Source organism: Paenibacillus sp. BIHB 4019, from assembly GCF_002741035.1.
Lineage (GTDB): Bacteria > Bacillota > Bacilli > Paenibacillales > Paenibacillaceae > Pristimantibacillus.
The window spans coordinates 5,529,194-5,549,922 of the sequence record NZ_CP016808.1; the positions used below are offsets into that span (position 1 = coordinate 5,529,194).

At 50.1% G+C, this 20,729-nt stretch carries 19 protein-coding genes; 17 read left to right on the forward strand and 2 right to left on the reverse strand.

What is annotated here, in order from left to right:
• From lpdA to BBD42_RS24165, 7 genes are all read left to right on the forward strand, one after another.
• Positions 1-1,416: a dihydrolipoyl dehydrogenase gene (gene lpdA / locus BBD42_RS24135; RefSeq protein WP_099520214.1), complete on the forward strand. Its 1,416-nt coding sequence runs from the start codon at positions 1-3 to the stop codon at positions 1,414-1,416.
• Between the two features lie 217 nt (positions 1,417-1,633).
• Positions 1,634-2,599 (forward strand): thymidylate synthase, encoded by a 966-nt coding sequence (locus BBD42_RS24140; protein ID WP_099520215.1) that lies wholly within the window; start codon positions 1,634-1,636, stop codon positions 2,597-2,599.
• A 16-nt stretch (positions 2,600-2,615) separates the two neighbouring features.
• The gene (locus tag BBD42_RS24145; RefSeq protein WP_099520216.1) at positions 2,616-3,107 is read left to right on the forward strand and encodes a dihydrofolate reductase; all 492 of its coding nucleotides are present in this window, start codon (positions 2,616-2,618) and stop codon (positions 3,105-3,107) included.
• A 277-nt stretch (positions 3,108-3,384) separates the two neighbouring features.
• Complete coding sequence (locus BBD42_RS24150; RefSeq protein WP_099520217.1) at positions 3,385-4,872, forward strand: glutamate synthase subunit beta; 1,488 nt, start codon at positions 3,385-3,387, stop codon at positions 4,870-4,872.
• Between the two features lie 84 nt (positions 4,873-4,956).
• A complete protein-coding gene (locus BBD42_RS24155; protein WP_099520218.1) occupies positions 4,957-5,277 on the forward strand; it encodes a hypothetical protein in 321 nt (106 codons plus the stop codon).
• Positions 5,278-5,327: 50 nt separating this feature from the next.
• Positions 5,328-6,527, forward strand: a complete 1,200-nt coding sequence (locus BBD42_RS24160; protein WP_099520219.1) for a glucosaminidase domain-containing protein — start codon at positions 5,328-5,330, stop codon at positions 6,525-6,527.
• 12 nt (positions 6,528-6,539) lie between these two features.
• Positions 6,540-8,876, forward strand: a complete 2,337-nt coding sequence (locus tag BBD42_RS24165) for a type IA DNA topoisomerase (protein WP_099520220.1) — start codon at positions 6,540-6,542, stop codon at positions 8,874-8,876.
• A 136-nt stretch (positions 8,877-9,012) separates the two neighbouring features.
• Here the strand turns inward: BBD42_RS24165 and BBD42_RS24170 are convergent, their stop codons facing one another.
• Together BBD42_RS24170 and BBD42_RS24175 are read right to left on the reverse strand one after the other, a co-directional pair.
• Positions 9,013-9,747, reverse strand: coding sequence for an HAD family hydrolase (locus tag BBD42_RS24170; protein ID WP_099520221.1), 735 nt, complete (start codon positions 9,745-9,747; stop codon positions 9,013-9,015).
• 153 nt (positions 9,748-9,900) lie between these two features.
• On the reverse strand, positions 9,901-10,125 hold the full coding sequence (locus tag BBD42_RS24175; RefSeq protein WP_056040867.1) for a hypothetical protein: 225 nt from the start codon (positions 10,123-10,125) through the stop codon (positions 9,901-9,903).
• Between the two features lie 380 nt (positions 10,126-10,505).
• Between BBD42_RS24175 and BBD42_RS24180 the strand changes: the two genes are divergently transcribed.
• From BBD42_RS24180 to BBD42_RS24225, 10 genes are all read left to right on the forward strand, one after another.
• The gene (locus BBD42_RS24180) at positions 10,506-11,231 is read left to right on the forward strand and encodes a phosphonate ABC transporter ATP-binding protein (protein ID WP_056040674.1); all 726 of its coding nucleotides are present in this window, start codon (positions 10,506-10,508) and stop codon (positions 11,229-11,231) included.
• Positions 11,228-11,743 (forward strand): GNAT family N-acetyltransferase, encoded by a 516-nt coding sequence (locus BBD42_RS24185; protein WP_099520222.1) that lies wholly within the window; start codon positions 11,228-11,230, stop codon positions 11,741-11,743. The genes BBD42_RS24180 and BBD42_RS24185 overlap by 4 nt, the downstream gene beginning before the upstream one ends.
• 16 nt (positions 11,744-11,759) lie before the next feature.
• Positions 11,760-12,371 (forward strand): DUF3298 and DUF4163 domain-containing protein, encoded by a 612-nt coding sequence (locus BBD42_RS24190; protein ID WP_099520223.1) that lies wholly within the window; start codon positions 11,760-11,762, stop codon positions 12,369-12,371.
• A gap of 33 nt (positions 12,372-12,404) precedes the next feature.
• The gene (locus tag BBD42_RS24195; RefSeq protein ID WP_099520224.1) at positions 12,405-12,998 is read left to right on the forward strand and encodes a response regulator; all 594 of its coding nucleotides are present in this window, start codon (positions 12,405-12,407) and stop codon (positions 12,996-12,998) included.
• 130 nt (positions 12,999-13,128) lie between these two features.
• Positions 13,129-14,763: an amino acid permease gene (locus BBD42_RS24200; RefSeq protein WP_099520225.1), complete on the forward strand. Its 1,635-nt coding sequence runs from the start codon at positions 13,129-13,131 to the stop codon at positions 14,761-14,763.
• A 377-nt stretch (positions 14,764-15,140) separates the two neighbouring features.
• A complete protein-coding gene (locus BBD42_RS24205; protein ID WP_099520226.1) occupies positions 15,141-16,163 on the forward strand; it encodes a phosphotransferase in 1,023 nt (340 codons plus the stop codon).
• Positions 16,164-16,197: 34 nt separating this feature from the next.
• Positions 16,198-17,121, forward strand: a complete 924-nt coding sequence (locus tag BBD42_RS24210; RefSeq protein WP_099520227.1) for a polysaccharide deacetylase family protein — start codon at positions 16,198-16,200, stop codon at positions 17,119-17,121.
• Positions 17,122-17,159: 38 nt separating this feature from the next.
• Positions 17,160-18,119, forward strand: coding sequence for an AAA family ATPase (locus BBD42_RS24215; RefSeq protein ID WP_099520228.1), 960 nt, complete (start codon positions 17,160-17,162; stop codon positions 18,117-18,119).
• Positions 18,120-18,279: 160 nt separating this feature from the next.
• Complete coding sequence (locus BBD42_RS24220) at positions 18,280-19,245, forward strand: DUF58 domain-containing protein (RefSeq protein WP_172455609.1); 966 nt, start codon at positions 18,280-18,282, stop codon at positions 19,243-19,245.
• On the forward strand, positions 19,242-20,627 hold the full coding sequence (locus tag BBD42_RS24225) for a DUF4129 domain-containing protein (protein ID WP_099520230.1): 1,386 nt from the start codon (positions 19,242-19,244) through the stop codon (positions 20,625-20,627). Before BBD42_RS24220 ends, BBD42_RS24225 begins: the two co-directional genes overlap by 4 nt.
• Positions 20,628-20,729 lie beyond the last annotated feature (102 nt).

The following is a 20,729-nucleotide window of genomic DNA, read 5'->3' on the forward strand; positions in this document are numbered from 1 at the left end:
ATGGTTGTTGGAGATGCTTCATTAGATATCGATACTTTAGTCATTGGTGCAGGTCCTGGTGGTTACGTAGCGGCAATCCGCGCTGCGCAATTGGGACAAAGCGTGCTTTGTGTAGATAAGGAATATGTAGGCGGCGTTTGCTTGAACGTGGGTTGTATCCCGTCCAAAGCCCTGATTTCCGCTTCCCATCAGTATGAGTCCATCAGCCACGCAGACGCTTTCGGTATTACAGCTAGCGATGTGAAGGTTGACTGGAGTAAAGTACAGGAGTTCAAAAGCGGCATTGTCAAAAAATTGACAGGCGGCGTCGGGTCCTTGCTTAAAGCGAACAAAGTACAGTTTTTCAGTGGTGAAGTAATGTTCATCAATGAGAACGAAGCGCGTGTATTCAACGATCAAGAAGCTCCGCGCTACCGTTTCAAAAACTGTATTATTGCTACAGGCTCCCGTCCAATTGAGCTGAAAGCATTCCCGTATGGCAAGCGTATTATCTCCTCTACAGGAGCTTTGTCGCTGCCTGAGCTGCCGAAAAGCGTTATCGTAATCGGTGGCGGCTATATTGGTATTGAGCTTGGTCAAATGTTCTCGAAATTCGGCACGAAAGTAACGGTAATCGAGGGCGGAGACAGCATCCTGCCAGGCTTTGACAAAGACATGTCTTCTCTTGTCGTTAAGAAGCTTAAAGGCACAAAAGTGGATATCGTAACAGGAGCTCTTGCACAAAGTGCTGAGCAAACGGATAACGATGTAACACTGACTTACAAAGTTGGCGACAAAGAAGAGAAAGTAACGGCGGACTACTTGCTGGTTACTGTTGGCCGTCGCCCTAACACAGATGGCGATCTTGGCCTTGAGCTAGCTAACATTACAGTTGGCGAGCGCGGTCTGATTGAAGTTGACGATCAATGCCGTACTAGCAACAAAAACGTCTATGCAATTGGCGATATTATTGCTGGTCCTGCACTTGCTCACAAAGCAATGTATGAAGGACGCGTTGCGGCAGAGGCGATTTCCGGCCTGCCTAGCATGATTGATTATAAATGCGTTCCTGCTGTCTGCTTCTCCGATCCAGAATGCGCAAGCGTTGGCTATACGGAGAAGGATGCAAAAGACAAAGGGCACAATGTTAAAGTGGGCAAATTCCCATTTGCTATCAACGGACGCGCGATGTCGCTTAATGCGGCTGAAGGCTTTGTGAAGCTCGTTGCGGATGCAGACAGCGGTCTTGTACTCGGCGCACATATCGTTGGTATGGAAGCTTCCAATATGATTGCTGAGCTTGGTCTTGCAATCGAAATGGGTGCTACGCTTGAGGATATCGCTCTTACTATCCATGCGCATCCAACGCTGGGTGAGATCGTGCTTGACGCTGCAGAAGTAGCGCTTGGCCACCCGATCCACACGGTTCTTAAGTAATTGATTGTTATGATTTACTAAATACAGTCGCCGCATTTGCGGCGGCTATTGAAGAGGTCCCGCGGCTGTTGAAGCCTGCGGGCCTTTTTTTATAAAAAATTAATAATTATGTGCTTTGGTGAGAATTTATACGGAATCAGCAGAGGCAACTATTTTAAATGATTGACTATAATGATATAATACAAATCTATATGTCCAAAATAGGAGTTGTAAGGGAATGAGTGTCCATACTAGTGAGAACGAATACTTGCAGCTGCTGCGCAGCGTTCTGGAACGCGGCACGGTCAAGGAGGATCGTACCGGAACGGGCACGGTTTCCACGTTTGGCTACCAGATGCGTTTCGACTTAAACGAAGGCTTTCCGCTCATTACGACGAAGCATGTACCGTTTAAGCTGGTTGTCAGCGAGCTGTTATGGTTTATTAAGGGCGATACGAATATTCGCTACCTGCTCCAGCACAACAATAATATATGGAATGAATGGGCCTTTAAGAAGTGGATAGAGAGCTCTGATTATACAGGTCCAGACATGACGGGCTTTGGCCTGCGTTCGCAAAGCGATGAAGCTTTTAATGTGCTTTATTTGGAGCAAATGGAGCTGTTCAAGCAGCAAATTTTGCAGGATGACGCTTTTGCAGAAAAGTATGGCGAGCTTGGCAATGTATATGGAAAGCAATGGCGCGACTGGAAAACCTCGCAAGGCGAATCCATTGATCAATTGAAGGATGTTATTCATACGATTAAGACGAATCCTGATTCCCGCAGAATGATTGTTTCCGCATGGAATCCAGAGGACGTTCCTAGAAATATGGCTCTACCGCCTTGTCATACGATGTTTCAATTTTACGTATCAGAAGGCAAGCTTTCTTGCCAGCTGTACCAGCGCAGTGGAGATATATTTCTCGGAATTCCTTTTAATATTGCCAGCTATGCCTTGCTTACGCTGCTTATTGCCCACGAATGCGGCTTGCAGCCTGGCGAATTTGTGCACACGCTTGGGGACGCGCATATTTATTCCAATCATATGGAGCAGATTAAGACGCAGCTTGCCCGAGAACCTCGCGCACTTCCGCAAGTACGGATTAATCCAGAGGTGAGCTCTTTATTTGATGTAGAAGTGGATGATATTGTACTGGAAAACTACCAGCCTCATCCTGCAATCAAAGCGCCTGTAGCCGTATAGAAGGGATGGACAAACGATGTCGATTACATTAATAGCAGCGATGGACCGCAACAGAACGATTGGAATCGGCAATAAGCTGCCGTGGCGGCTTCCTGCAGAGATGGCGCTGTTCACGAAGCACACGCTTGGCAAAACCGTTTTAATGGGCCGTAAGACGTTTGAATCGCTGCCTAAGCCGCTGAAGGACCGCCATAACGTCGTTTTAACTAGGCAGTCTGATTTTGCCTCAGAGGGCTGTGAGACCGTTCATTCGATCGAGGAGGCTTTGTCGCGTTTCGGCGAGGAAGAGCTTATGGTTATTGGCGGAACGGAAATTTATACGCAGTTTCTGCCGATTGCAGACAAGCTTTACCTGACAGCTGTAGATGTGGAAGTAGCGGGTGGAGACGCTTTTTTTCCTATGTTCAATGAAGCGGATTGGGAGCTAGTGGAAGCTATTCCTTATCGCAAGGATGAACGCAATTTGCATGATTTTACATGGCAAACTTTTAAACATATAAAACGTTGAATCGGTTTTTCGCGCGGGTACAAAGGACAAATATAACATCTTAAGCTCATTTTTTTGTGCTCTCCTGCATAGAACGTACGAACATTATGTTATAAAGTGCAAATGATTGTACGGATAATCCATTAACGATGGCAGGGTAAGAGTGTTAGGATTTTGTAAAATGCCTCGCGAAAAATTGAAAATGTTTGTTATTGAATAATTGCTGAGTTCCCGATATAGTTTGTTTAGAGAAGCCTTACAACGGTTGACGGGAATAACGGATGGAGGAAAAGCGATCATGTCTACACCTACTGGTTTTATGGAATATCAACGAGAACTCCCAGCCGATCGCGATCCGATTGAGCGGATTAAAGATTGGGAAGAATTTCATAAGCATTTGTCCGATGAACAGCTTCGTACGCAAGGTGCGCGCTGCATGGACTGTGGAACGCCTTACTGTCATTCTGGAATGGAGCTTGCTGGCTCAACGTCGGGTTGTCCGATTAACAACCTCATTCCAGAGTGGAACAATTTGATTTACCGCGGTTTATGGCGTGAGGCGCTGGATCGTTTGCACAAAACGAACAATTTCCCAGAATTTACAGGGCGGATTTGCCCGGCTCCATGTGAAGGCTCCTGTACGGTTGGTTTGATTGGTGATGCGGTTACGATTAAGACGATCGAGCAAGCGATTATTGACCGCGGCTTTGATGAAGGCTGGGTTGTTCCACAGCCTCCGAAGATGCGCACAGGCAAACGTGTAGCGGTTGTCGGTTCAGGCCCAGCGGGCCTTGCTTGCGCAGCGCAGCTTAACAAAGCGGGACATCTTGTAACGGTGTACGAGCGTGCGGACCGCATCGGCGGACTTCTCACTTATGGTATTCCTACAGTCAAGCTTGACAAGAAGGTTGTTCAGCGTCGTGTAGACTTGATGGCGGAGGAAGGCATAGACTTCGTTGTTAACACAGAGATCGGTAAAGATGTATCGGCTGATGAGCTGCAAGGCCAGTTCGATGCAATCGTATTGTGCGGCGGCGCTACGAAAGCGCGCCCGGTAGATATTGAAGGACATGAGCTTGAAGGCGTTCATATGGCGATGGATTATTTGAACGGCACGATTAAGAGCTATCTGGATTCCAATCTGGAAGATGGCAACTACATTTCTGCGAAAGACAAAAATGTCATTGTTATCGGCGGTGGCGACACGGGGACGGACTGCGTGGCAACAGCACTTCGTCATGGCTGTAAATCGGTTACGCAATTCGGTACGCACGCTAAGGCTCCACTAGTACGCGATAGCATTAATAACCCTTGGCCGCAGTTCCCGAACGTCTACACGCTGGATTATGCACATGAAGAAGCAAAAGCGCTGTTTGGTGAAGACCCACGTGCTTTCTCCGTACTGACGAAGAAATTTGTTGGTGAGAATGGCAAGCTTACAGAGCTTCACACGGTACAGATTGAGCGTACAGTTGATCCGGAAACGGGACGCAGAATTTATACAGAAATCGAAGGCTCCGAGCAAGTATGGCCGGCTGATCTCGTGTTTATCGCGGTTGGTTTTGAAGGCCCGGAAAACACGCTGATTGATGCTTTTGGCCTAGAGCAGGACCGTCGCACAAATGTGAAGGCGCCTTATGGCAAATATACGACGAATGCTGAGAAAATATTCGCAGCTGGCGATATGCGTCGTGGTCAAAGCTTGGTTGTTTGGGCGATTAACGAAGGTCGCGAAGCGGCTCGTGAAGTGGATAAGTTCCTGATGGGATCTTCCTTGCTTCCCTAAATTAATGGTATGATGAATTGAATAGCAGCTTATGAGAAGCGCCTTCGGGCGCTTTTCTTGTCGATAGGAGGGAAATTAAGCACTATGATTAAATATGGGCTGGATACGGTAACGGAGCTGAAGTTTGAGAAAATCGTGGCGAGCATGGAGCGTCGCAATGATCAATGGGTGGATATTGAGCTGTTGTTTGAGCTGTCGGAGGCAACGCCCGCGCCTGATGATCTTATTGATTTTAGCGGACTGGTCATTTGTACACCGGAGGGCAGCATTGCCCAAATTGTGCCGCAGGACGAAGACTGTGACTGTGAATATCAATTTACTGCATATGAGAAGGAGCAAATTACGGCTTTTATTTTGCAGGAGCAAAATCAGCTGAGAATTAGTCAGCTTCCCTCCCCAATATAAGGAAAGTTGTGGTAAAATCAGTGTGAGATGACGTAAAGGAGCGATTCGTCATGCATGCTGAAGAAGCTTATGTGTTATCCCCGGCAGATGTCAGCAATATTCGAAAATATGTCCAGCATAAATATGGAGCGCTGCCGCAGGAGAAGAAAACCGAAATGATTGCCGATGCGGTGAACCGCATTATACATAAGCAGCTTCCGTCGTTTGACGAGTCGATTAAGCGCCAGGTGACGGCGCAGCTTATTCGCACTGCGGTGCTGGAACAGAAGCGCCCTGTACGTGCAGATGATATTTTTGCAGCCTGCTTGCTGCTGGACGAGCGTGATCAGGAGATTGAGCAGCCGATGCACGCGTGGGTGGAGAAGCAGCTGCAAAGCGTTGTCGAGATCGAGCGCTATCGGCTGGCGATGGACAAGCTGCGCAGTTCTGCCGAGCGAATGGAGACGAGCGCAGATTCTTTGCCAAATGCTAGTTTGTCGGTGAACGAGAGCTGGCTTCTGTTGAAAAATGAGCTGCAGCCAGCCGGCGATGGGCAGCTGGCCAAAGAGCCTTTTGCAGCTGGGGCGGCTGGCTCCTCAGGCTTGGCGGATGTCATACCACTGCCATTGCCGCTCGCAGTGCCTCAGAACGCGCCAGTTCCTCGCAAACGGCGCAATCATGCCATTGTGTATGGATTGCTCAGCTTGCTGCTTGTGAGCGTCTCGCTGCTGTATGGAGAGTCTCTGACGCGTACGTTAAGAGGGGCACAGCCTGAGCCGATTCTTCTTGCTCCCATTGAACCAGTGAAGATCATTGAGCTGGATGGCTTGCCGCAAGAGCTGCGGTATGTAGAAATTGATAAGAAGAGGCTGACGCAGTATTTGAAAGGCAAATCGTCGATACTTGCCAGGCAGCCTTATTTAGATGCGATTATTGCCCAAGCAAAATCATTTGATATCCATCCGCTCCTGCTATTTGCTATAACTGGGCAGGAGCAGGCTTTTGTACCAACCACGAACAAGCAAGCGAAGGAAATTGCGAATAATCCTTTCAATGTATTTCATAGCTGGAAAGAATATAATACGACGATTAGCGATTCCGCTGAAATTGCGTCGCGAACGATTGTGAATTTAAGCAAGGGGCGACCTGAAGGCATGGACCCATTCACTTGGATTAACCGTAAATATGCGGAAGACCCTAACTGGTCGAATGGTGTACGGTCGATTTTTGCTTCCATGAAGCAATATGTGGAAACAACAAGCAAGAAGTAAAGAGGCGATTTGTTGAAGACATTAATTATTGCGGAGAAACCGGATATGGGCAGGACGATTGCTGCCGTGCTTGAACCAAAGGCAGCTAATCGCCGGACGTATTTGGAAGGCGACCGCTATATTATTACATGGGCGATTGGGCATTTGGTGTCACTCGCCGAGCCTGACCAATACGATGCACGCTACAAACGGTGGAATGATCAGGACTTGCCGATCATTCCGCAGGTGTTCAAGCTGTGGCCGAATCCGCGGACGAAGGATCAGCTTAAGACGATTGGCGAGCTTGCGAAGCGCTGTGGCAGACTTGTTAACGCATGCGATGCCGGGCGCGAAGGCCAGCTTATTTTTCACCTCATCAGGCAATATTTGAAGCTGGCGCAGCCTACAGACCGGTTATGGATTTCGGACTTGACGGCGGAGACGATTCGCCGCGGTTTTGATACGCTGCGCAGTGATGATGAATACGAACCGCTGACGAAAGCAGCCCGTGCCCGCAGTGAGGCGGATTGGCTGATCGGCATGAATGCTTCGCGCGCTTTTACGATTCGCCATAAAGCCTTGCTTTCTGTCGGTCGTGTGCAAACGCCAGTTTTGGCGCTGCTATATGATCGCCATAAGGAAATTACGGCTTTTCAGTCGGAAACTTATTTTGTCGTTAAAGCGGCATTTGACCAGTCTGGATTTGGGTATTCCGGCATTTGGCAGGGGGAGCGTCTAACCGATAAAGCGAAGGCGGAGGCATTGGCAGCGAAAACAGCAAATAAGCCAGCAAAGGTGGAAGATTACCAGGTAGCGGAAAGCAAGGAATATCCATTCAGGCTTTATGACCTGACGCTATTGCAGCGCGAAGCGAATGGCAAGCACGGCTATTCGGCTAAGAAGACGCTGGATATTGCCCAAGCGCTCTACGAGAAGCATAAGGTGATTACGTACCCGCGGACGAACTCCAACTATGTAACGGAGGAGAACATTCCAGTCATGGGCAATGTATTAACGATGCTTCAAGGCACTAGCGGCTATGGCGAGCTTGCGAAAGGAGCGGACCGCTCTCGCGTTCACAAAGGGAACAAAGCGGTTTGCAATCCGTCCAAAGTCGAGGATCACCATGCCATCATGCCTACACCGAAGCGTGCTTCTGGCCTCAGTCAGGAGGAGCAAAACGTTTATGACATGATTGTCAGACGTTTTCTGTCGCACTATTACCCGCCCGCCGTATATAAAAACCACACGGTGCTAACGGTCGTCGAAGGCGAAACCTTCCGCACGAAAGCGAAGGAACAGCTGGAGCCCGGCTGGAAAGTGGTACTGCCACAGCAGGATTCCACTTCTGCCAAGCCTGCTAAGCGCGGCAAAGCCAAGGATGACAAGGAAGCCGATGACGAGGAAATGGTAACCGATCAGCCCTTTAAGCTCGACCCGAATGGGCCGGTTCATTGCAGCAGCGTTGAGGCGATGGAAAAAATGACGCAGCCGCCCAAGTCCTTCACAGAGGGAACGCTGCTCAAAGCGATGGAAGGCGCAGGGAAGTCGATGGAGGATGATGAGCTGCGGGAAGCGATGAAGGATACCGGTCTTGGCACGCCGGCGACACGGGCAGCGACGATCGAGCGGCTGAAGCATGTCGGCTATATCCAGCTAGCAGGAAAGAAGCTGGATATTACGTCGAAAGGACTCGCTGCGATTGAGCTCATCCGCAATGCCGGTGTGGAGCTGCTCGCTTCGCCCGAAATGACGGGACGCTGGGAGCAGCGTCTGCACCAAATTTCTAAAGGCGAAGCTTCGGATGATCGTTTTATTGCGCAAGTTAAGCAATTTGCAGCTGTCATCGTCGATAAGGTTCGCCAGCAGCGTCCTGCCGCACCTGGAACGTTCGAGGACACTTCTGGGAAAGGGAAGAAGGCAGCAGGCTCGACGAAAAGCGGCAGCCGTACAAGCAGCTCACGCTCGTCAGAAGCGAAAGCAGGGGCGAAGTCGCCTGCCGGAGCGAGCAAGAGCAGAAGCTCCATACGGTCAGCTGAGGGTAGCGAAGCAGTAAAGCCGCCCAAGCAAGCAGCCGCGTCTGCGGCTCCAAGAGGGCCGCTCGCTGCCTGCCCGAGGCAGGGCTGCAACGGCAGTGTGATTGAAGGCAAGCGCGGTTACGGCTGCAGCAGCTTTCGCGAGGGATGTTCTTTTGTGATTTGGAAGGAACAGCAGGGGAAGAAGATTACGCTCCCGATGCTCCATTCGCTGCTGGAGAAAGGGGCAACGAGCCAGCTCGCCTTTAAGCAGTCCGATGGAAGCAGCATGAAGGGCAGGCTTGTATTGACCGACCGTGACAAAGGGACGCTAACGATTCGGCCTGCCGACTAGTTAGCAGGCCGTTATAACCTGCTTGAGGTTGTTCAATGTGAATAAGCGCTAACGAAAATCGCAACAAAATAAGCCGCCAAACCAACGAGTATGCTGGTTTGGCGGCTTATTCTAGTTAAATATTGTGTTTGTTCAGCTAGCGGTTGATATAACCGTAGATGGCTTCCGGTACTTCCACTAAATCATTCAAAGTGAAAAAGGCACCTTTAGGCTGGACTTCAATATTGACAACATTATATTGCCATTCGGTATCCTTGCGCATATGAATGGCATGGATGCCTGCAGTCAAGGCGGGAACAACATCCGTGCGAATAGAATTGCCGATCATCCATGTGCGTGCGCGATCCAGCGAAGTTTCGGCTAAAATGTCCTCCAGCGCTTCATTCGTTTTGTGTTGGCGAATATAGATTCGGTTATTAAAATATTTGCTTAAATTTAATTGATTAATTTTGCGGGATTGAATAAGTTGTTCGCCCCCAGTGTACAAATGCAGCTCGTGGCCTTGATTAGCTAAAGAATACAGCGTCTCCTCCATATTCGGATAAGGCTCTGTATCATGCTCATACACGCTGAGCCCAAGCTTCCAGAGAAAATCTTGTTCTAAAGCGGAGCGCTTCCTTCCGGTTACATCGGAGAAATAAACATAACTGTCAACGAAAGATTGAGGAAAATGCTCGCTCTTAAAACCAAGCACGGCAATTCCGGCAATGTCGATCTCTGTTTGTTTATCTCTTACAGCGTCCGCAGTTACTTCTTCATATCCGGCAAACCAGGTGGTCATTGCATCAACAAACTGACTAATGACCAAATAGAAATATTTATTACAATGAATTAATGTATCGTCGAGGTCAAACATAATGTGCTGCTTCATAGAAAGCACGGCTCCTTTAGCGCAAAATAGACTGTGTATGAAATCAATCTACAGTATCAGGAGCCTTACGTCAACGCAGCAAACCCGTTTCGGCAACACTGAATTAGGAAAATTAAGGATGAAAATTAGATTAGCTGGTTATTTTCAGTATAATCATGCATATTTAAGCTGCGACACCAGCAGCGTTGTCTTGATAAAGGCAATGCGGCGGCGGATATAGAAATCCAGGCTGTCGCCCCGCAAGTCGTTCGGAGAGATCACCTCCTCAGAGCTGTTATCAATAATCGTCAACTCTCCGTTTGAATAAAATTTAAAAGTCAAATCTCGACGTGGCCAACTTTTCTCAACGAAACGAAAATTTTCACAAGTGCTCTTCATGGTGATCCTGCCTCCCTTATTGGATGTTTAATAAATAGTCAATCAGAACCTTTGTTCAAATATAAGGATTTATAAGTTGTTCACATATAAACTCTTATATTTCATCGCGAAACGGTACCTTTGCCACCAGAGGAAGGCTTCAGCCGTTTTCGCTTGCTGTTTTTATTATACCAAACATTTGTTCGTGTGGAAACTGTTTTTTGTTTCCCGTAAACTAGATTTATATAAAAGAGCATTTTGCATAAGTCCCCTGAGCGACTTTCAATGTGCAATATTTAGAGCAAGCGGTTTTATCGCTCTAAATATTGCATCCGGGAGCGACCGAATCGAATTATACAAAATGCTGAAAATATGATGCGTGAAACAAAGGGGCGCGGAAAATGATAAGAATTTCGAATTTGACGAAGGTTATTCCAGGCGGGCCGAAAGTGCTCGACGATATACATTTGGATGTGGAGGATGGCGAGTTTATCGCGATTAAGGGAGCGAGCGGAAGCGGGAAATCGATGCTGCTTAAATGCTTGGCGCTGCAGGAAAAATGGACGCGGGGAAGCTACAAGCTGAATGGAACGGATGTTTTGAAGCAAGGGCTGACCGGCAGATTTAAAGTTCGCCGCGAGGTGGCTTATCTAGAAGAGAAGCCTGTACTGTATCCAAGCAAGACGGGGCTCAAAAATGTGATTATCGGATCGGTGACCCAAACCCCCGCTTGGCGGCGATGGACCGGCATGGTGCGCAGCGACGATTATATGGGCGCTATGGATACGATAGAGAAGCTGGGACTTATCGATAAAGCACATCTGAAGGCGGAGAAGATGAGCGGGGGAGAGCGCCAGCGTATCGCTGTTGCCCGCGCGCTCGTGCACGGCGCAAAAATCATTTTGGCGGACGAGCCGGTATCCGGACTTGACCCGCATACGGCCGACCAGGTGCTCGCCGATTTAAAACGGCTTTGCACGGAGCAGCGCGTTACGGTTATTGCCGTGCTGCATCAAGGCGATTATGCCGAACGGTTTGCGGACCGCATTATTGGTCTCAATAATGGCAAGCTTGTTTTAGACATTAGAGGCAGGCGCTTAACCGAACGGGAGAAAATGCAGCTATGAACGAAGTGAAGCTGAGATTGATTCAGCAGCATGAGCTATCACAGGCGCTGGAGCTTGAGCAGCGCTGCTACTCTTCTGGGGCCGCGGCGACGGAGGCGGGATTCCAGTACCGTTTTCAGGAGTATCCTTCGTATTTCTGGTCTGCTTGGTCGGAGGATGGCGAGTTGCTTGGCATCGCCAATGGAATTCGGACGGAGCAGGAAAGCTGCGGTGACGAGATGAAAGGAAGTCATCCAGGCGAATACGCGGGAGACAACTTTTGCATACTGACTATTGCGGTAGATCCGGCATTCAGGCGCAGGGGAATTGCTGCAAAACTGCTGGACAAGCTGATCCAAGCATGCGAAAATGAGAGGCTGAAAGCGATTATTTTAATGTGCGAGCCGCATTTGATTTCTTTTTATGAACAGGCGAAATTTACATACGTAGGCAAGGCTTCTTCCACACATGGAGGAATTGAGTGGCATGAGATGAGGCGTAATCTGCATACAATGGAGCATTCTAGCGAATAGGCAGGTGTAGCCCGATATGGCGTTTCAATCTCCTGTAATCGTTCAGTCTGTCCGCAGTACGTTTCCAAAGGCCGAGCTGTGGCTGCCTCATATTAGCGGGGGATCCAATGAGGCAGCAGATAGTCAAATCAATGGGATCATTCACTCAGCAGCGCAGCATCTCGTAGCTGAGCAAGGCACGCTTGAAGACCCGCATGCGGAGATGCAAGGATATTTTGAGCTCAAAAACAACCAGAAGGATGTGCTCAGCCTGTCTTTGTTGAACTACGCCTATACGGGTGGAGCGCATGGACTGACACTGCAGCAGTCGCTTACCTTCAAGCTGACTACGGGACGTTCTTACGCGCTTGCTGAGCTGTTTAAGCCTGGAAGCAATTATATCGTCAAGCTGTCCGCGCTGGTCAACGCTCAAATCAGGTCGCGAGATATTAGCACGCTGTCGCCGTTCAAAGCGATAAGGCCGGATCAGGACTTTTATGTGGCGGACCGGACGCTGGTGCTTTATTTTGCCCTGTATGAGCTGACGCCTTATGCATTTGGTTTTCCGTATTTCCCCATCTCCGTCTATGACATTGAGGATATGATTAATGAAAATGGCCCGCTCGGACCAATGGTCGTCAATTATTGATATGTGCAACTTTGCAGCAGGAGAGAAGACAGCATGATTTATATCATTTTATTATGCGCTGTATTTGTCACGACGATCGCTTTCGTTGTTTATTTGCAGTATGTGAAAAAGGACAAGGGGCCGCGCTTTTCGGCGCCCCCAATTCGGCGACAATCTTCAAGCATGCAGCTCAGCCCAATGAAAAAAAACGTTCCCGGCAAGCTGGAGGACGGTCGCAGCAAACAGGCGCCTCAAGCTTTGGCGGGCAGCGCGGATGCAGCAAAGCTAGCTGAGGGGAAGAAGCTGCTTATTGTTGACGACCAGCCGCTCATTCGGCTCATGCTGGCAGAGCTGTTTCAGAAGGCGGGATTTACCGTCTATGAAGCTGCAGATGGGCTGAACGCGCTTGAGCAATTCGAGCGATATGGAGCGGACTGCATTTTGCTGGATTTTATGCTGCCTGATATGGACGGATTGGACGTGCTGTGCGCGATTCGCAAAAGCGATGCGAATGTTAAAGTATTGCTCATTACCGCGTACGGGGAGCCTGAAAAAATAGAGGCAGCGGCTGAGCTGGGCATTACCGAGTGGATAGAAAAACCGTTTGACACCGACCAATTGCTGAATCGGGTACTCGCACTAGTTTAGCTAGTTTAGTGTGCCTGCTTCTGCCCTATAGTTAATGTCATAAAATATTAATGTCATGATGTATTTCGTTTGTTTGCTGGCATGAGCCCTTTCACCCTCACATATACTGCTTAATGATGGGGGTGGTGGAATGATTGCGCTCGTAATCGGGCTGGCTTTATTTTTCGCTGTATGTGCTGCTGCATTAGCCGGAGCTGTCAAAGCGCAGCAAAGTATCAAATCGTCGAGCCATCAGAGCATGACGGCTTATGCCACCTATATTCAAATGCAGCAGGATAAGCATGATTTAAATTTGTTTGGCCTTGCCCAGCAGCTCAGACGCAAATTTGGAGCGGCAGCTTCATTTGGGCTTTCCTTCAACACGATGGGGCTGTGTGCAGCAGCTTTGTTGTTTCTGGCGCCTGCCCTGCAGCAGGGCGGGCCAATTGTCGTCGGTATAGGCATTCCGCTTGCCGCGTTGTTTGCCTTGATGGTAAGTGCATCGCTGGCCGAATTGTCCTCTGCTATTCCGACCGCCGGGGGCGTCTATCATTGGTCCTCGGCATTAGGAGGACGTGTATGGGGCTGGCATGCGGGCTGGTTTCACATGGCTGGCTATATGGGGTTACTGCTGCTGACCAATCTGCTGTGTGCCTCCTTGCTGGATGGAATGCTTGCAGGCTGGCTCGGTTACACGCCTTCAATATGGTCGAAAGCAATCATTGCCTTGGCAATGGTGGTTACGCAAGCAGCTTTGCACAGTCGTGGTGTCCGTCTGCTGGCTGTTCTGCTGCGAAGCGGACTTTGGCTGCAGCTTATCGCTGCAATCGCTGCAATCGGCATTTTAATGGCGCTGTATTGGCCGGGCGCATTTGCACCTGAGCTGTTATTCACGCTTCCTGCCCGCAGTGGGGAGGGGAAAGGGCAATCCGCCTTAGGGATGATAGCGGGCTTTCTGCTGCTGCAAAAGCTGTTTCTCGGCATGGACAGCGCTGCCCAAGGTGCCGAGGAGACGTCCGATCCCCGCATTCGCGTGCCATGGGCGATCTATTTGTCGACAGCTTACACGTTTATTATCGGCTTTGTGCTGCTGGCTGTGCTGACGCTTGTGTGGCCTGGCTTCTCAAATGGAGGCATACCGGCTGGCGGGAGCGAGTGGTTTGCAGGCAGTTTGCTGGAAGCTATCAGCCGTTCACCGCTGGTGACCCTGTTCCTAGTCGTGCTTCTCTACTCAAGCAGCAGCAGCGTGCTGATCGCTTGCTCCCGATTATTGTACAGCCTGACGCGCGATAAGGCGCTGCCTTTCAGCAAGCAGCTGGCAGGCGTTCACCCTGCAACTCAATCTCCCAGGAAATGCGTCTGGCTAGCAGCCGCTTTGTTTTTCATAATCCTGGGAGCCTCTTGCGTGCTCTTTCCAGAGCGCCTGCTCACAGCTGCTGTCCCTAGCTTCACGCTAATTTGCCTTTACACGGCGTATGCAATCCCGATTGCGTTAGCGCTGCGCGCAGGGAAGAAGCACAAGCTGCTCATGGATGCGCCTTGGCATCTCGGAAGGTGGAGCCGCACGGTGAATATGACAGCACTGCTCTGGCTGCTGCTTAGTGTTGCGCTGGCGGCCAGCGTGCTTGGCCAGGAAGGTATTCTGGGTGCAGGTGCGGTGCTGCTTGTATCCGCAGTGCTGGATTTTCGATACCGGAGACGTCATCTGGAGACGCTGCAAAGCCGCCTGAATAAACCTCACGGGGAAATTATTAGAATTGAGCGAAAATTCAAGCTGACGGAATGAGGGGGAAATGCGGGAAATAGAAAGGTGGAAATGAGCCGTCTATTTCCCGGGGAAGCGCACAATCCAACATGTTTAAAATGATTTCGACAGCAGGCTAACGATTGCCTAATAAAGCTGAAAACATAGGATATCCTTTCCAGCTACAACAGATGGAGGGAGCAAAATCAGGGGAAACTAGATATGGCAAAATGAAGGGGCAACAACGCGAAAAGCCCGGATTAAGCTGATACAAAATGTGTCGAAGCTTGCCTGTAAAAGGACGGTTCAGTTACAGGGAAATAGCGAATGTCTGCGGCTGATTTCCGCTTTTTTGCCAACTTCTGCTCCCAGCAAGTATAATAAAGGCAGCAACTGGTAGCTGGAGGAGGACAAAACTATTGAGTCAGCATGATTTTTCAACGTTTTTAGACCAATATGAGCTTGGCGCACGATGGGAAATAGCTGCCGGAGACAGCGGCATGAACAATACAACGCGGATCGTGCAGGCGGGAAATAACCGCTACGTGCTGCGCATTTACAACAATCATCAAAATAAGTCGACGGTTTTGCTGGAGCATGAGGTGTTATTTGGGCTGCTGGAGCAAGACGCGCGCCTTTTTGACGTTCCGATGCCTGTAGCCAATCGCGCAGGGCAGACCGTAACGGAGGCGCCAGGCGGCAAGCTGGCTACGCTATGCCATTTCATTGAAGGCAAGCGGCCTTCGGTCGAAAATATTTCCCACATTAAGGGGCTCGGCATCGCTACGGCTGCTTTATGCAAGGGATTAAGCGCCATTAAGCCTCATGGCGAGCCTATTTATGATCCGTATTATAAGCTGGAGCAATCTTATGAAGCCATAGGCATTCCAGCTATGCGGGAAATTGCTAATGAAGCTGGGCTGCTGCCGGAATTTGAGGAGCAGATAGCTTGCTTGCAGCAGGAGCGAGAGCGTTTACAAAGCGAGTTGAAAAACATAGCCGAGCTTCCCCGCCAATGGATTCATGGCGATTTGAATTTCAGCAATTCCGTTGCACGTGGGGATGCTGTAGTCGGATTGCTGGATTTTGAATTTTGCACAGTCGATGTAAGGGCGATGGAGCTCGCTGTCGTTATCGTGGATTTGATTGATGGGGCCGATGATGGGCGGCTGGAGCGAATCGCCTTGTTTTGTGAAGGCTTTGGGTCGGAATTACGGCTGACGGAGGTAGAAGCAAATGCGATAACACTGCTGCTTAAACTGCGGATGCTTGATGTGACGCTGCATTTTATGACGCGCTGGCGGGAGCAGCTTGACGAAGCGGCGGTATTGCAGAAAATTGTGATCCAAGCGGCAAAAATCGTGAACTGGACAGGCAGCAATGAGCCGCGTTTGAAAGCGCTATTTCTTAAGCATCTTGCCGATGTTGAACAACCATTGTAGTCATTGACCACTATAAATTGGAGGAGTTGGGCTCATGAGTGTTGCAGCAGCATTAGGATACAGCAGCGATGAAAGACTGCTCATTGTTAATGCAGATGATTATGGCTTATGTGGTTCAGTCAATAAAGCGGTGGAGCAACTGCTGGAAGAACGCGCAGTAAGCTCGGCAACAATTATGATGCCGTGCCGCACAGCGCGGGAAGCGGCGAAGTGGTGCGCGCTGCATCAGGAGCATGATGTAGGCATTCATTTCACTTTTACAAGCGAGTGGGACAATTATCGCTGGGGCCCCGTGAGCAAGCCGGAGGATGTTCCTTCCTTGCTCGTAGAGGGCGGATATTTCCCGAAAGACAGCCGAACATTCGAGCTGCAGGCCGACTCCGAGCAGGTAGAGCGAGAAATGGTTGCCCAAATAGAGCTTGCCCTGCAATTAGGGATGAAGCCGAGCCATGCCGACAATCATATGGGCAGCTTGTACGGGCTTGCGACAGGAAAGCATTTTTTACCTATTGTATTCGACGTATGCGCCAAATATGGCTTGCCTTTTCGCTTACCGCGCCATTTGCTTGGTGATCGCGCGCAAACAGCCTCTCCAGAGCTCGCTGAGCAGGCGAAGCAGCTCGGAATGCTGGCGGATTCCAAAGGCGTCATCATATTGGATTACCTAGTCGGTTTGCCATTTCAGCTGCAGGCTGGGGAAACGTATTCGTCGTTCAAAGAGGCGATGAAACAGCAGCTGCGCAGCTTGCCGCCGGGTTTGACAGAGCTTATTATTCATCCGTCGCTCGTAACCGATGAGCTGCTATCCTTCCATGGCCAGCCTGAGAAGCGCGGGCTCGAGTTCCAGCTGTTCCGCGATCGCGAGATTGTGCAGACGCTGCAAGCCGAGGGCATCAGGCTCGTTCGCTGGTCGCAGCTGCAGCGTGTGCAGCGCGAGCGATGTGGCTGGAGTCAATAATACATCCTATTTATAGTGAGAAAAAAGGAGCTGCTAGCATGTCTTACCAATCCATTGCTGCATTATCTGAACAGCTGAGAAGCAATATTGGCCGCGTCATCGTAGGGAAAGAGCATATAGCCGATCTATTGTTTATCGCATTAATTACCGGCGGTCATGTGCTGCTGGAGGATGTACCCGGGACGGGAAAAACACTGCTTGCCAAATCGCTGGCGAAGTCGCTCAGCCTGACTTTCCGGCGTGTGCAATTTACGCCGGATTTAATGCCGTCCGATTTGACGGGCATCCATTTTTACAATCAGAAGCAGGGGGATTTTGAGTTCAGGTCCGGCCCTTTGTTTACGAATATGCTGCTGGCTGACGAAATTAACCGTGCAACGCCACGTACCCAATCCAGCCTGCTTGAATGTATGGAGGAGCGGCAAATAAGCCTCGAGGGCGAGACGATGCCGCTTTCGCGGCCGTTCATGGTTATGGCGACGCAAAATCCCGTCGAGCATCAAGGAACGTTTCCGCTGCCTGAAGCGCAGCTGGACCGTTTTTTGTTCAAGGTTAAAATGGGCTACCCCACAACGGATGAGGCGCTGCAAATTTTGAAGCGCTTTAAAGAGGGCGACCCGCTGGAGCAGCTTGCACCGATTGCTGGAGCAGACGAAATTGCTGAAGCCCAGAAGCTATACTCCTCCGTACGCGTATCGGATGATGTGCTGCTTTATATGCTGAAGCTAGTAGAGCAGACGCGGAGCAGGGAAGAAGTGCAGACGGGGGTAAGCCCTCGCGGCAGCCAGGCGCTGCTGAAAGCCTCGCAGGTGCAGGCGATTTTGCGGGGAAGAGATTTTGTAACGCCGGATGATGTTAAAGCGATGGCGCAGCCCGTGCTGGCCCATCGTCTCGCGCTTCGTGGACTGCAGCGTACACAAGGCAGCGCAGAGAAAATTATCGAAGACATTATTAGGCGAACCGAGGTTCCTGCCGAGGCAGGGCTTCTCGCTAAATAGGGCTAGTAAATAGTCGATGCTCGTCGTTTCTTTTATTATCGCTGCAATCATTATAGTTATGCTTCAAGCTAATGTATTTCGCAGGTTTGCCTTGCGGAACATTAGCTATTCCAGGCGCTTTAGTCAAAAAACCTGCTTTAGTGGGGATCGTATGGAACTAGTGGAGCAACTGTCAAATGGCAAATGGCTGCCTGTTCCTTGGCTGCGTGTCGAATCCCAATTGTCTTCCCAGCTCATCTTTCGCTCGCAGGATAATCTTGCGGTGAGCAGCGGGGAGCATTACCAGAATCATAAAAGCTTCTTCAGCCTTATGCCTTATACGAAAATTACTCGCACGCATTCGTTCGTCAGCGCCAGGCGCGGGGTATACAAGCTTCGCTCGGTTGCTCTGACCGGCGGTGATTTGCTTGGCATTCATCATGATATGAAGCAAATGATGATAGAAGGCGAGTTGCTTGTATATCCGCTCCCCGCACAGGTGAAGGTGGACGAGCTGCCCTCTCATAGCTGGCAGGGCGAGACGTCCGTGCGGCGCTGGATTGTGGAAGATCCTTTCGTTGTCGTAGGCGCAAGAGATTATCGTCCTAGCGATTCCTTCAAGGCGGTCAATTGGAAAGCGACTGCTCGGGCAGGCAAGCTGCAGGTTCATCAATATGATTATACAGCTGACCGGAAGCTGATGATTTATTTGAATGTCGAAGATCATGAGGGCATGTGGCGCACGATTACGGATGAAGCATTAATCGAACGGGGCATTGAATGGGCAGCAGGAGCAGCGGAGGCCGTCACGGCCAGCGGCATGGAAGTCGGCTTCGCTGCCAATATGCCGCTGCAAGGCGAGCTTGAAAGTGCCATGCTGCTGCCCCGCAGCGGACATGACCAGTGGATGGCGATATTGGAGCTGCTCGCCAAGCTGTCGCTGACCCGGACGGAGCTGTTCAGCGATTTGCTGCAAAGGGAGAGCGAGCGTGGTGTAAGCGGCTGCGATGTGCTCATTATTTCCGCTTATTGGAATGAAACGCTGGAGCTTGCCGCTCAGCAGCTGCGTTTCGGCGGCAACTCCGTCTCGATTTGGCTGTTGGAAGGGCTAGCTAGCGACCAGCAGCAGGCAGGTGGAGCATTATGAACAAGTCGCCTATTGGAAAAATCGCAGGCATAGCTGTAGGGAAAGGCTTGCTGGAGCTGCTGTTTTTTCTGCCTTTCGTTTTGCCTTTCGGTGCTTATGCGCTCTCAGGCAGCCTCCTTATCGTATGGATGATCAGTTTGCCATTATGTTATGGCGCTGGTTCGCTGCTTCTTGCCATTTCAGAGAAGCTGATTAATAGCAATCGGGCAACCAGATTATGCCTTGCCTTGCTGATTGGCAGTTTGCTTTCTGATGGTTTGCTTGCCGTATGCGGGGTAATTGCAACGGCATCAGGGACAAGCTGGGAAGTTTGGTGGCCAGCGCTTGCTATTTTCGGCAGCATAGCTGCTTACCGCGGAATGAATGAACGGCTGCACAGCTGGCCGATTGTGTTTACTGGCAGCACGATGATGATAGGCATTTTCGGCTATTTAGCACTGCAATTGGCTAAATTTTGGCTCATACCGCTTCAGCAATACTCAATATGGATGACAGCGGGCGGAATCATAGCGTTGATTGTTTATTTTTTCATGGTGAATGAGCGGCTGATGCAGCGCGAGACTGATCAGACAGGGCAGCATCGCCCAATCTCAGCCTCTGTAGAAGCCTTCAAACGTCAAAATAGATGGATGCTTGCTCTGCTGCTGCTTCCTATCATTGCAATTGGCTTCATCAGGCAAATTACGCAGGGCATCGAATGGGCCGTGCGTTCTCTCGTTCAACTGCTTCTGTCATTAATGACGGGACGTGAGGCGGAGCCGCCCGCTTCACCGCCGCCAGAAGCATCGCAACCGCCCGCTTTTCCGCCTGTGGAGCAAAAGGATCCTTCCCCTTGGCTCGTCTGGGTAGAGAACGTATTGAAGGTTGTCATAATAATAATCGTTATTGCTGCGATAGCATTAGCTGTTTATTGGCTGCTGCGTGTCGTGTATCGCCTCTCTAAGAAATTTCTTGCCAAGCTGGCAGAGCGATCCGCTGAAAGGCTGGGAGGGGAACAGGGGTACACGGATGAGGTTGAAAGTTTAATGACCTTAAACAAATGGCAGGATGGCTGGCGCCTGCGCAGAAAGCGCAATAATGCCGAGCAGGCTGTTAAATGGGAGGAGCTTACGGGAACGAGGGAGCGAATCCGCTATTTGTACAGCCGCTGGGTAAAGCGTAGCATAAGCAAAGGTTATGTGTATCAGCCTCATTTGACGCCTAGGGAAACGGCAGAGGAGCTCGTCAAATGGCAGGTGGCCGCAAAGGACATGGACAGCTACAGCGAAATAGAAAGGCAGCAGCTGATTAAGCTGTATGAGGAGGCGCGCTACAAGGAGGAGGAGCCGCAGGAGGAAGCGGTGAATGCCTTGTATTCACAGCAGCAGAAACGCGGCAAATAGTTTGAGAAGCCGAGCTGGAAAGTTCCCAGCTTGGCTTTTTTTAATATAAGAAAGCATAAGTTTTTGGCATATTGTGTTTTTTATTTCCCTACGTTTATCGCT

What these genes read in the sequence shown, in the direction of transcription:
- BBD42_RS24160 (WP_099520219.1), top strand. Translation starts at nt 5,328, where the DNA reads ATGCATGCTGAAGAAGCTTATGTGTTATCCCCGGCAGATGTCAGCAAT.
- BBD42_RS24210 (WP_099520227.1), top strand. Translation starts at nt 16,198, where the DNA reads ATGAGTGTTGCAGCAGCATTAGGATACAGCAGCGATGAAAGACTGCTC.
- BBD42_RS24155 (WP_099520218.1), top strand. Translation starts at nt 4,957, where the DNA reads ATGATTAAATATGGGCTGGATACGGTAACGGAGCTGAAGTTTGAGAAA.
- BBD42_RS24190 (WP_099520223.1), top strand. Translation starts at nt 11,760, where the DNA reads ATGGCGTTTCAATCTCCTGTAATCGTTCAGTCTGTCCGCAGTACGTTT.
- BBD42_RS24150 (WP_099520217.1), top strand. Translation starts at nt 3,385, where the DNA reads ATGTCTACACCTACTGGTTTTATGGAATATCAACGAGAACTCCCAGCC.
- BBD42_RS24175 (WP_056040867.1), bottom strand. Translation starts at nt 10,125, where the DNA reads ATGAAGAGCACTTGTGAAAATTTTCGTTTCGTTGAGAAAAGTTGGCCA.
- BBD42_RS24195 (WP_099520224.1), top strand. Translation starts at nt 12,405, where the DNA reads ATGATTTATATCATTTTATTATGCGCTGTATTTGTCACGACGATCGCT.
- BBD42_RS24145 (WP_099520216.1), top strand. Translation starts at nt 2,616, where the DNA reads ATGTCGATTACATTAATAGCAGCGATGGACCGCAACAGAACGATTGGA.
- BBD42_RS24200 (WP_099520225.1), top strand. Translation starts at nt 13,129, where the DNA reads ATGATTGCGCTCGTAATCGGGCTGGCTTTATTTTTCGCTGTATGTGCT.
- BBD42_RS24185 (WP_099520222.1), top strand. Translation starts at nt 11,228, where the DNA reads ATGAACGAAGTGAAGCTGAGATTGATTCAGCAGCATGAGCTATCACAG.
- BBD42_RS24140 (WP_099520215.1), top strand. Translation starts at nt 1,634, where the DNA reads ATGAGTGTCCATACTAGTGAGAACGAATACTTGCAGCTGCTGCGCAGC.
- BBD42_RS24215 (WP_099520228.1), top strand. Translation starts at nt 17,160, where the DNA reads ATGTCTTACCAATCCATTGCTGCATTATCTGAACAGCTGAGAAGCAAT.
- BBD42_RS24170 (WP_099520221.1), bottom strand. Translation starts at nt 9,747, where the DNA reads ATGAAGCAGCACATTATGTTTGACCTCGACGATACATTAATTCATTGT.
- BBD42_RS24180 (WP_056040674.1), top strand. Translation starts at nt 10,506, where the DNA reads ATGATAAGAATTTCGAATTTGACGAAGGTTATTCCAGGCGGGCCGAAA.
- BBD42_RS24225 (WP_099520230.1), top strand. Translation starts at nt 19,242, where the DNA reads ATGAACAAGTCGCCTATTGGAAAAATCGCAGGCATAGCTGTAGGGAAA.
- lpdA (WP_099520214.1), top strand. Translation starts at nt 1, where the DNA reads ATGGTTGTTGGAGATGCTTCATTAGATATCGATACTTTAGTCATTGGT.